The following is a 10,187-nucleotide window of genomic DNA, read 5'->3' as shown; positions in this document are numbered from 1 at the left end:
TTTCTAATGACAGCGTGGGATTGATTCGTTAAAGTTTTTGCACATAAATTTTTTTGTGCGCTTTTTATTCATATTTTGGTAGTTACTTTGGAGTTACATGGCAGATTCAAATCATAATCCTGGGCGTCGTCGTCTGTTGCAAGGTGCTGCGAGCGCCTGGATGCTGAGTGTTAGTCGAGTTGGATTTGCTGATTCCTCACATATTATTGCAGTCCGGGTTTGGCCCTCTTCAACCTATACCCGAGTCACGCTGGAATCCAATACTCCGCTGAAGTATCGTCAGTTCGCTCTTACCAATCCTGATCGTATTGTGGTTGATATTGAAGGGGTACATTTAAATAGCGTCCTGAAACAGATAACTAATCAGGTTCAGTCCGGTGACCCTTATCTGAAGCAAGCCCGAGTAGGGCAGTTTGATAAAAATACCGTCCGTTTGGTTTTGGAGTTGAAGCAAAGCATCAGCCCCCAGCTATTTACTCTAAAACCTTTTGCTGAATTTCGAAATCGTTTAGTGGTGGATTTATATCCCGCTCAGGGCAACAGCTCTGCTGAGGACGATCCATTGTTGGCATTATTGGAAGATTATAATAAAGGCGACGTGGAGCGTAGCTTACCCGCAGAGACACCAAAAGCAGGCAAAGCAGGGCGCGATAGACCGATAGTTATCATGTTGGATCCTGGTCACGGCGGGGAAGATCCTGGTGCTATTGGTAGAAATAAAACCCGTGAAAAAGACATTGTGCTACAAATTGCCCGTCGGTTACGGGCGTTAATTCAAAAAGAAGCCAATATGCGGGTGTTTATGACCCGTAATGAAGATGTTTTTATCCCGTTGAAAGTGCGGGTAGCGAAGGCGCGCAAACTGCGGGCAGATTTATTCATTTCAATTCATGCGGATGCATTTACCAGTCAGGCGGCCAGAGGTTCCTCCGTTTTTGCGCTATCAACCAAGGGCGCAACCAGTACCGCCGCGCGTTTCCTGGCCCAGACACAGAATGAGGCCGACCAGATTGGGGGGGTTAGCAAAAGTGGTGATCGCTATCTGGACCATACCATGATTGATTTACTGCAAACGGCGACTATTAATGACAGCCTGAAGTTTGGTAAAGAAGTGCTGAATCGCATGGGGAAAATTAATACGCTGCATAAGAACCGTGTCGATCAGGCGGGGTTTGCTGTATTGAAAGCACCTGATATTCCTTCAATTTTGGTTGAAACAGCATTTATCAGTAATCTGGAAGAAGAGCGCAAACTACGTACCAGCCGTTTTCAGCAACAAGTCGCAGAATCTATTTTTGCTGGCATCAAAGCCTATTTTGCTAATGGTGGGGCGATGGCCCGACTTTAACGCGTAGGGCATTGTTATTGATTGAGAGATATACCCTAAATAATTCGAGTTGCAGGAAGGTGGCAACTGAGATAATCCCGATGAGTTGACGTTAGTCAATGATTCGGGTGAACGAAAGCAGCCAACACACATGCGGCTTGAAGTATGACGGGTATAAAGCCAGAAACAAAAAAACACCCTTAAGGGTGTCTGATGTTGATATGAAAATGATTAAGAATTGGTTGCGGGGGCCGGATTTGAACCGACGACCTTCGGGTTATGAGCCCGACGAGCTACCAGGCTGCTCCACCCCGCGTCCGTCACTACACTTTTATTTGCTTCTCACTACTATTCTACCTAATTCGTCTTAACTTTCAAGACTATCGAACGACATTTGATACTGCTGGTAGCCAGTATCGGTTGGTTGCGGGGGCCGGATTTGAACCGACGACCTTCGGGTTATGAGCCCGACGAGCTACCAGGCTGCTCCACCCCGCGTCCGATTGAGCGCACTATACTCTGGATGAGATCTGTTGCAAGTAGTTTTGCCACTTAATTAGGGTAAAGAGGTTTTTTCGATTAATTTATCAACTATCTGTTTCCTTTTTCCCCATAACGGGGTCAGGAGGATTTTTTTCCACCTGCTGATTCCTTTATCTATAGGCGTTTGTTATCGTTCGCCAGTAGATAAAATGAGTAAAAGAAGGCGTGAAATGACAAGTCGTTGGGGCAAATACCTACTAAGTGGAATAATGATTGCTGTTCTGGCGGGGTGCCAATCGCGGCCAACCGATCGTGGGCAGCAATATAAGGATGGGCGTCTGGAGCAATCACTGGAACTGGTGAATGAACCAAATGCAACAGGTAAGCCAGTTAACGCAAAAGATTATTCTGATCAGGTGAAAGTGATTAACCAATCTTCACCGGGTCTCTATAACCGCAATAGTAATACATTCAATGCGGTCGAAAACTGGATGTTGGCAGGGGCCGATACCAGCAAGCTAAGTTTATTTGGTTTGAATGCCTATCAGATGGAAGGGGTCGATAATTTCGGTAACGTACAGTTTACTGGCTACTACACTCCGGTGCTTCAGGCCCGTTATACGCCACAAGGTGAATTCCGCCACCCACTTTATCGGATGCCTGCTAAAGGAAAGCGTCGTTTACCCGATCGCGCTGCTATCTATGCAGGTGCATTGGATAACCGTAGTTTAGTTATCGCATACACTAATTCGCTGGTAGATAACTTTATGATGGAAGTGCAGGGCAGCGGCTATGTTGATTATGGCGATGGGCGACCACTGACCTTCTTCGGTTATGCAGGTAAAAATGGCCATGCTTACCGCAGTATTGGCAAAGTGCTGATTGATCGTGGCGAAGTCGCTAAAGCAGATATGTCGATGCAAGCCATCCGCCACTGGGCTGAAACTCATAGTGAAGCTGAGGTCAGAGAGCTTTTAGAGCAGAATCCGTCCTTTGTGTTCTTTAAACCAGAAATGTACGCGCCGGTGAAAGGGGCCAGTGCGGTTCCATTGATTGCCAAAGCGTCAGTTGCATCTGATCGTTCCTTGATTCCGCCAGGCACCACATTACTAGCTGAAGTGCCTTTGCTGGATAATCAGGGGAAATTCACGGGTCAATATCAGATGCGCCTGATGGTGGCATTGGATGTTGGTGGTGCGATTAAAGGCCAGCACTTTGATATCTATCAGGGGATTGGCCATGAAGCTGGGCAGGCCGCTGGGTTCTACAATCATTATGGTCGGGTTTGGGTACTGAAAAATGCCCAAAGCAGCGGACCGCTATTTACCGCTTATCAAGGTGGCAAAACAGTCGCGCCAGCGGGTAATGGTTTATCATTACTGGTGAATAATCAGGGTCAGTAAGCTTCCTTATTACCTGCAATTGCCGGTATACGGTCGGTTTCACTCTTTATCAGGCGGCCAATTGGCCGCTTTTGTCTTCATATCATCGATATTATTAACGTCATTTCGAAGCAATTAAGGTAACACATTGATGAACACAGCCTTTTCCGAAGCTTACCAACAGCGGTTTGGTGGCATAGCGCGTCTATATGGTCAGCAGGCGCTGGAACTGTTTTCGCAGGCGCATGTCTGTGTCATTGGTATTGGCGGTGTCGGCTCATGGGCAGCGGAAGCGCTGGCGCGCACGGGTATCGGCGCGATTACGTTGATTGATATGGATGATGTTTGCGTAACCAATACTAATCGTCAGATCCATGCCTTACGGCACAATGTTGGGCAAGCTAAAACCGAAGTGATGGCGGAACGTATTCTGGCTATCAATCCTGAATGCCGCGTGACGTGTATTGATGATTTTATTACTGCGGATAATGTCGCGGAACTTTTAAATAACAATTTTAGCTATGTCATTGATGCAATTGATAGTGTACGGCCTAAGGCGGCACTACTCTCTTATTGTCGCCGCTATAAAATCCCAGTAGTCACCACCGGTGGGGCCGGTGGGCAGTTCGATCCAACACGTATTGAGGTAGTAGATCTGGCAAAAACCATTCAGGATCCGCTGGCGGCTAAGCTACGTGAAAGGTTGAAAAGTGACTTTAATGTGGTGAAAAACAGCAAAGGTAAACTGGGGATCGACTGTGTTTTTTCCAGCGAACCACTGGTTTATCCCCAGGCTGATGGATCAGTTTGTGCTTCGCGCAGTACAGCGGAAGGCCCAAAAAAAATGGACTGTACTTCAGGTTTTGGCTCGGTAACCATGGTTACTGCGACCTTTGGTTTTGTTGCTGTGTCCCATGCATTGAAAAAAATGATGGCGAAAGCAGCCCGTCAGGTGAAATAACTCCTACTCTATATATTGGGCGGCGATAGCCTTTACACCTTGCGCCAGCGCCAGTAAACCGCTGGCGCGCGAGGTGCTTAGCTGCTGGCGTAGCCCTAACTGCTCAAACAGCGCCAATGGGTCTTCTGCTAATACCTGCTGTGGGGTTTTCCCCTCCACCGCAGTTAAAATAACCGCCAGTAATCCACGAACAATACGGCCTTCGCTATCACCATAAAAATGTAAGCTGCCATCCGGCAGGCGTTGATGCCCCAGCCACACTCGATTTTCACATCCAGTTAGCTCCAGTTGATTCTGTTTTAGTGGCTCCGGCAATGACGGAAGCTGTTTTGCCAGCAAAATCAACTGACGATAACGATCTTCCCACTGTTTATGAACGCTGAATATCTCCAGCAGTTTAGCAGCAGTAATATCGTGACCAAAAGGGTGTGGGGCAATCATCATCTTCTCAATTAGACCGGTGGTTATTGGGCGAAATTATTATCTGTTAGTTCTTAATCTTGCAATAGTTCCAGAGCCTTAGCTATTGCGTTACACAATATATCAACATCGTTCGCGGTATTGTACGGTGCGAATGAGGCACGCAGGCTGCCACTTACCCCTAATGCTGCCATGAGTGGTTGTGCGCAATGTTGCCCGGCGCGTAGTGCGATGCCCTGTTCGGCCAATAACGTTACTAAATCGCTATGGTGCACACCATCGAAAGTAAACGCCAATAAACTAGATTGCTGGCAACGGAAGCTGCGAAAACCCGGTAATTTAGCCAGTTTATTCTCTGCCAATGTGGCTAAATTTTGGCTATAGGTTTCTGCTTCTGCCAGATCAATATGTTCGAGCCAACTAAGAACGGCAGAGAAACCAATGACGCCAGCAATATTTGGCGTACCAGCCTCAAAACGGTATGGCACCTCATGGGACGTAAATCCACCGAAGGAAGCATGAGTGAGCATTTTACCGCCACCGTGCCAGGCTGGCATCTCGTCGAGTAATTCAGACTTGCCGTACAGCACGCCTATGCCGGTCGGTCCATAGAGCTTGTGGGCTGAGAAAGCGTAGAAATCAATATCTAGCGCTTGAACGTCTGCCGGGTTATGCACAACACCTTGTGCTCCATCTACCATCACTACGCAGTTATATTGATGGGCAAGTTCGATTGCCTGAGCTAACTCGGGGCTACCACCCGTGACGTTAGACATCTGGCCCAGCGCCAATATGCGTGTTTTATCATTAAGCAATTGCGGTAATTGCTGTAGGTCGGGTAGGTGATCAAGGCCGATGGGTAATTTAACCATTCTGGCCCCTGTCTGCTCTGCAACCATAAGCCAGGGAATTAAATTGGCATGATGTTCAGCTTCACTGACAATAATTTCATCGCCCGTTTGCAGGCGAGGGCGGGCATAGCTTTGTGCTACTAAATTAATGGCTTCGGTAGTGCCTTTGGTCCAAATGATATTTTCTGCTGCGGGTGCATTGATAAAGTCGGCCACTTGTTGGCGGGTTTCCTCAAAACGAACCGTCAATGACAATGCTGATTGATGTTGGCTGCGATGTACTGTTGCAGAGTCCTGCTGATAAAACTGTTGCGTCGACTCAATCATGGCGCGGGGTTTCAGCGCAGTTGCCGCACTATCCAGATAGGTTATCTCATCACTAATAGCCGGGAATTCCTGACGAAAATCCGTGGGATTAAAGGCTTTCATACTGTTGTTCTCATCCTTTGGGTTACTTCGGAACTGTCTCATTTTGACTCATTTTGTTCATAATTTGCCCGCTAATGGCTCGGTTCACTGGAAATATGTCATAAGTGAGTTATGCTAAATAGTAACGGACATAACCATTTGTCTGGTAATGAAAATGAGTTTTTTAGCATTTTAATCTGCAAGGAGTCACCCATGAAAAAGACAGCTGCCGTAATTTCTGCACTTATGCTCACTTTTACCTTAGCAGCCTGTTCAAGCAACTATGTTATGCATACCAATGATGGTCGCACTATCGTTGCTGATGGTAAACCTAAAGTAGATGATGAAACCGGGATGATAAGCTACACCGATGCCAACGGCACCGAACAGCAAATTAACCGTTCAGAAGTAAAAGAAATGGCTGAGGGTAAGTAGTTTAACGCGAAGTCACCGTTCAAAAGATGCCTAATACGGCAATCAAACCCTCTGCAACAACTTAAATTTAAGCTCTGACTATGTGCAATGCAAAGTCGCGTTTAAATTTAAGCGCTGAAAATAGGGTAAAAAAAAGCACCGCTAAAATAGCGGTGCTGCATAAAATCACTATGGACAGACAGGGTAAATGTACAGGAAGTGAAAAAAAACAGTAGCTTAGCTACTATGTCTGGACTACCAGACCATTTGCAAACACAACATCACAACCACAAAGCCAAAAGCATTTCAGTACCTGGATACTAAACCTACTTTTCGTTCCGGCTTGGGAAGTGCCGCCACTATAGGTATTTGCTGGCGCATCATCAACGGACAATTTATAATGTCTCGGATTATAAAAACTAATAAGTAAACAAAGGGTTTCATCTAAGGATGAGCCGTTATAAAAAAGTATCCAATTCATGTCAAAACGATTACCACCCCTGAACGCCTTGCGGGTTTTCGATGCGGCCGCACGCCACTTGAGTTTTACTAAAGCTGCTGATGAATTATTTGTCACGCAAGCGGCTGTTAGTCACCAGATAAAGTCCCTGGAGGATTTTCTTGGGCTAAAACTGTTCCGCCGTCGTAACCGCTCGCTGTTACTGACTGAGGAGGGGCAAAGCTACTACCTCGATATTAAAGAGATTTTTACCTCCATCAATGAAGCAACTCGTAAATTGCAGGCGCGTAGCGCGAAAGGCGCGCTCACTGTAAGCCTCCCTCCTAGCTTTGCTATTCAATGGCTGGTTCCTCGTCTATCTGGATTTAATGCGGCTTATCCGGGGATCGATGTCAGGATTCAGGCGGTGGATCGGGAGGAGGACAAACTTGCTGATGACGTTGATGTGGCTATTTTCTATGGTCGGGGTAATTGGACTGGTTTGCGTACTGAGCGTTTGTATGCAGAATTCTTACTTCCTGTTTGTGCGCCTACTTTATTAACGGGTGAGCATGGATTAAAAGTACCGGCAGATCTGGCTAATCATACGTTGTTGCATGATACTTCCCGCCGGGATTGGATGGCCTATACCCGTCAACTGGGTGTTCCTCAAATTAATGTGCAACAAGGTCCGATATTCAGCCATAGTGCTATGGTGGTTCAGGCTGCCGTTCACGGCCAAGGTATTGCGTTAGTGAATAACGTCATGGCTCAGGCAGAGATTGAAGCAGGGCGCTTGGTGTGCCCGTTTAATGATGTTTTGGTGAGTAAAAATGCTTTTTATCTGGTTTGTCATGACAGTCAGGCAGAACTAGGTAAAATAGCCGCCTTTCGTCAGTGGATATTGGCAAGAGCTGCCAGCGAGCAAGAAAAGTTACGCTTTCGCTATGAGAACTGATTAATCACCCTATCTGCGTAGTAATGACAACCCATTCACGATGGTAACCCGCTACGATAAAATGGGCTATTGTCGGGCGATATAACGATATACCCACGTCATTGGAGTCGCAGCTAGCATTTCTGCAATGTCGAGTACGAAGGGTATAACTCTATCTAATTTAAGGTTAATGACGATGAATGGTCGTTTAATGCTGATATTTGCCGCACTGAGCGGTTTTTTCTATGTCGCTTTCGGTGCCTTTGGTGCTCATGTATTGAGCGCCTCACTGGGGCCGAATGAGATGGCCTGGGTTCGTACTGGGCTGGAGTACCAAGGGTTCCATACGCTGGCGATTCTGGCGTTAGCTGTTGCGATGCAACGGCAAGTAAGTATTTGGTTTTACTGGAGTGGTGCCTTGTTAGCGCTCGGAACGCTACTCTTTAGCGGCAGTTTATACTGCCTGGCTCTATCGCACCTGAAACTGTGGGTATATATCACGCCAATCGGCGGAGTATGTTTTCTGGCGGGATGGATTTTGATGTTGATTGGCGCTCTGCGTCTAAGAAAAAGGGCAGAACGCCATGAATAATAAAATTGCTTTATATTGCCGCTCTGGCTTTGAGAAAGAGTGTGCGGCAGAAATTACTGCGAAAGCGGCACAGCTTGAAATCTTTGGTTTCGCTCGAGTAAAAGAAAACAGCGGTTATGTGTTGTTTGAGTGCTATCAGTTGGAAGATGCCGATCGCTTGATTCGTGAAGTGCCTTTTCGTGAGTTGATTTTTGCCCGCCAGATGATGGTGGTGGGTGAGTTATTAAAAGATTTGCCGCCGGAAGACCGTGTTTCACCGATTGTTGGGATGTTAGTCGGTGTTATTGAAAAAGCCGGTGAGTTACGTGTTGAAGTTCCTGATACCAATGAAAGCAAAGAGTTGCTTAAGTTTTGCCGTAAGTTAACGGTACCTTTACGCAGCGCAATGCGGGAACAAAAAATTCTTTCTGCCCGTGAAAATCCTCATCGGCCAGTGGTACACGTGTTCTTTATCGCGTCTGGTTGCTGTTATGTTGGCTACTCTTACAGCAATAATAACTCGCCGTTCTATATGGGTATCCCCCGTCTTAAGTTCCCATCTGACGCACCAAGCCGTTCAACCTTAAAACTGGAAGAAGCTTTTCATGTGTTTATCCCTGCGGATGAATGGGAGGAGCGTTTGGCCAGTGGTATGCATGCAGTTGATCTAGGTGCTTGCCCCGGTGGCTGGACCTACCAATTAGTGCAGCGCAGCATGATGGTTCAGGCTATTGATAATGGTGCGATGGCACAAAGCCTGATGGATACCGGACAGGTAACCCATCATCGCGTCGATGGTTTTAAATATGAGCCAACGCGTAGCAATATCTATTGGTTAGTATGCGATATGGTAGAAAAACCGGCTAAAGTGACGCAACTTATCATCAAGTGGTTGGTAAACGGTTGGTGCCGTGAGGCAATTTTCAACTTGAAATTACCGATGAAAAAACGTTTTGAAATCGTTTTGGAAAATATGGAAATGATGGATGAACAGTTGAAAGAAAACGGTATCAATGCCCATATTCAAGCTAAACAGCTCTATCATGACCGTGAAGAAGTGACGGTGCATGTGCGTCGTATCTGGTCCGGTGTGCCGGGGCGTCGGGATGAACGCCAATAGTCATATATCTTTGGTACTTGTAGCCGCAGTGGTTTAGCGGTGGCTCCAATTACTGGAATATGAGTATCGTGTTATCCGCAAGGGGCCATTTGGCCCCTTAATTTTAAGGTAACCTAAGTTGTTGCAAGTTACCGCTTAATGTCAAATCGGTTTTCAGTGTGGCGATTTGCTTACAGATAAATGCCATATCTTGGTGTTGCTGCAATTTCTTCCGCCATTTCTCCGGCACTGATTCCAGATCTTGATAAAGCGCTTCAAGGTTGCTGGCATGCTGCAATAGCAGTGCGGCAGTTTTGGCACCTATCCCCGCGACGCCCGGAATTTTGCTGCTGCTGATGCCCGCAAGCCCCCAATAGTCAGGCAGTTGGTGTGGCAATACACCAAACTCTTGTTTTACAAATGGCATATCCAGCCAGCGTTTTTGGAAGTAATCGCGAATCTGTACATTTGGCGCTAACAGTTGGCAGTAACCTTTGTCGGTGGAAACGATCGTCACTTGATGGCCGGCTCCACCAATTTTGGTCGCCAAAGTTGCCGCCAGATCATCGGCTTCATTGCCAGGAGAATGCCAGCAAGCGACCCCGAGTGAGCTAAACGCCTCACGGATCTGCGGCATTTCTTGTTGCAAGTTGTCCGGCATCGGTGAGCGGCCAGCTTTGTAATCAGGCAAGCATTGATGACGCCAACTATCGGAACGATCATCCTCATCAAACACGGCCACAGCGTGGGTGGGCTGGCTGTGCTGAATCAGTTGTTGCAACGCATGCTGGCAGGCATTAATGCAAGGTGAACCTTGTACGGCATGGATGCGACGAATCAGATTAAGTGCATCAACGATAAGAAGATGGATTTGCATAGCCTGTCTTATATAGTC

Annotated in this window: 10 protein-coding genes and 2 tRNA genes; 7 read left to right on the top strand and 5 right to left on the bottom strand. The window is 46.8% G+C overall.

Annotation, left to right across the window (positions count from 1 at the left end; all coding sequences use genetic code 11):
* The first annotated feature begins 97 nt into the window (after nucleotides 1-97).
* Nucleotides 98-1,348 (top strand): N-acetylmuramoyl-L-alanine amidase AmiC, encoded by a 1,251-nt coding sequence (gene amiC / locus V1952_RS01570; RefSeq protein ID WP_420074236.1) that lies wholly within the window; start codon nucleotides 98-100, stop codon nucleotides 1,346-1,348.
* Between the two features lie 218 nt (nucleotides 1,349-1,566).
* Here amiC and V1952_RS01565 read toward each other — a convergent pair.
* A tRNA-Met gene (locus tag V1952_RS01565) sits at nucleotides 1,567-1,643 on the bottom strand.
* Nucleotides 1,644-1,748: 105 nt separating this feature from the next.
* Nucleotides 1,749-1,825 (bottom strand) — tRNA-Met (locus V1952_RS01560).
* A gap of 215 nt (nucleotides 1,826-2,040) precedes the next feature.
* On the opposite strand from V1952_RS01560, the gene mltA reads away from it, so the two are divergent.
* Together mltA and tcdA are read left to right on the top strand one after the other, a co-directional pair.
* The gene (mltA, locus tag V1952_RS01555) at nucleotides 2,041-3,213 is read left to right on the top strand and encodes a murein transglycosylase A (RefSeq protein ID WP_420070722.1); all 1,173 of its coding nucleotides are present in this window, start codon (nucleotides 2,041-2,043) and stop codon (nucleotides 3,211-3,213) included.
* A 130-nt stretch (nucleotides 3,214-3,343) separates the two neighbouring features.
* Nucleotides 3,344-4,153 carry a tRNA cyclic N6-threonylcarbamoyladenosine(37) synthase TcdA gene (gene tcdA, locus V1952_RS01550; RefSeq protein ID WP_420070723.1) on the top strand — a complete coding sequence of 270 codons (810 nt, stop codon included), beginning with the start codon at nucleotides 3,344-3,346 and terminating at the stop codon, nucleotides 4,151-4,153.
* A 3-nt stretch (nucleotides 4,154-4,156) separates the two neighbouring features.
* On the opposite strand, the gene csdE is transcribed toward tcdA, so the two are convergent.
* Entirely contained in the window at nucleotides 4,157-4,597 is a 441-nt protein-coding gene (gene csdE, locus V1952_RS01545) for a cysteine desulfurase sulfur acceptor subunit CsdE (RefSeq protein ID WP_420070724.1), read from the bottom strand.
* Nucleotides 4,598-4,647: 50 nt separating this feature from the next.
* On the bottom strand, nucleotides 4,648-5,853 hold the full coding sequence (gene csdA, locus V1952_RS01540) for a cysteine desulfurase CsdA (protein ID WP_372559777.1): 1,206 nt from the start codon (nucleotides 5,851-5,853) through the stop codon (nucleotides 4,648-4,650).
* Between the two features lie 192 nt (nucleotides 5,854-6,045).
* Here csdA and V1952_RS01535 point away from each other — a divergent pair, with 192 nt between their 5' ends.
* The 4 genes from V1952_RS01535 (at nucleotide 6,046) to rlmM (ending at nucleotide 9,313) form a co-directional block, all read left to right on the top strand.
* Complete coding sequence (locus V1952_RS01535; RefSeq protein ID WP_005166349.1) at nucleotides 6,046-6,267, top strand: YgdI/YgdR family lipoprotein; 222 nt, start codon at nucleotides 6,046-6,048, stop codon at nucleotides 6,265-6,267.
* Between the two features lie 458 nt (nucleotides 6,268-6,725).
* On the top strand, nucleotides 6,726-7,643 hold the full coding sequence (locus V1952_RS01530) for a transcriptional regulator GcvA (protein ID WP_083162896.1): 918 nt from the start codon (nucleotides 6,726-6,728) through the stop codon (nucleotides 7,641-7,643).
* Between the two features lie 175 nt (nucleotides 7,644-7,818).
* Nucleotides 7,819-8,214, top strand: a complete 396-nt coding sequence (locus tag V1952_RS01525; protein WP_083162898.1) for a DUF423 domain-containing protein — start codon at nucleotides 7,819-7,821, stop codon at nucleotides 8,212-8,214.
* Nucleotides 8,207-9,313 carry a 23S rRNA (cytidine(2498)-2'-O)-methyltransferase RlmM gene (gene rlmM / locus V1952_RS01520; RefSeq protein WP_083162900.1) on the top strand — a complete coding sequence of 369 codons (1,107 nt, stop codon included), beginning with the start codon at nucleotides 8,207-8,209 and terminating at the stop codon, nucleotides 9,311-9,313. The genes V1952_RS01525 and rlmM overlap by 8 nt, the downstream gene beginning before the upstream one ends.
* A 103-nt stretch (nucleotides 9,314-9,416) precedes the next feature.
* Here the strand turns inward: rlmM and xni are convergent, their stop codons facing one another.
* Nucleotides 9,417-10,169 carry a flap endonuclease Xni gene (gene xni, locus V1952_RS01515; protein WP_372559776.1) on the bottom strand — a complete coding sequence of 251 codons (753 nt, stop codon included), beginning with the start codon at nucleotides 10,167-10,169 and terminating at the stop codon, nucleotides 9,417-9,419.
* Between the last annotated feature and the right edge of the window lie 18 nt (nucleotides 10,170-10,187).

The organism is Yersinia sp. 2542 StPb PI, assembly GCF_048593855.1.
Lineage (GTDB): Bacteria > Pseudomonadota > Gammaproteobacteria > Enterobacterales > Enterobacteriaceae > Yersinia > Yersinia enterocolitica_E.
This window is presented reverse-complemented; position numbering and strand designations above follow the sequence as displayed.

Bases quoted from the DNA above. Each gene is read 5' to 3' on its own strand.
- amiC (WP_420074236.1), top strand. From the start codon at position 98: ATGGCAGATTCAAATCATAATCCTGGGCGTCGTCGTCTGTTGCAAGGT.
- mltA (WP_420070722.1), top strand. From the start codon at position 2,041: ATGACAAGTCGTTGGGGCAAATACCTACTAAGTGGAATAATGATTGCT.
- tcdA (WP_420070723.1), top strand. From the start codon at position 3,344: ATGAACACAGCCTTTTCCGAAGCTTACCAACAGCGGTTTGGTGGCATA.
- csdE (WP_420070724.1), bottom strand. From the start codon at position 4,597: ATGATGATTGCCCCACACCCTTTTGGTCACGATATTACTGCTGCTAAA.
- csdA (WP_372559777.1), bottom strand. From the start codon at position 5,853: ATGAAAGCCTTTAATCCCACGGATTTTCGTCAGGAATTCCCGGCTATT.
- V1952_RS01535 (WP_005166349.1), top strand. From the start codon at position 6,046: ATGAAAAAGACAGCTGCCGTAATTTCTGCACTTATGCTCACTTTTACC.
- V1952_RS01530 (WP_083162896.1), top strand. From the start codon at position 6,726: ATGTCAAAACGATTACCACCCCTGAACGCCTTGCGGGTTTTCGATGCG.
- V1952_RS01525 (WP_083162898.1), top strand. From the start codon at position 7,819: ATGAATGGTCGTTTAATGCTGATATTTGCCGCACTGAGCGGTTTTTTC.
- rlmM (WP_083162900.1), top strand. From the start codon at position 8,207: ATGAATAATAAAATTGCTTTATATTGCCGCTCTGGCTTTGAGAAAGAG.
- xni (WP_372559776.1), bottom strand. From the start codon at position 10,169: ATGCAAATCCATCTTCTTATCGTTGATGCACTTAATCTGATTCGTCGC.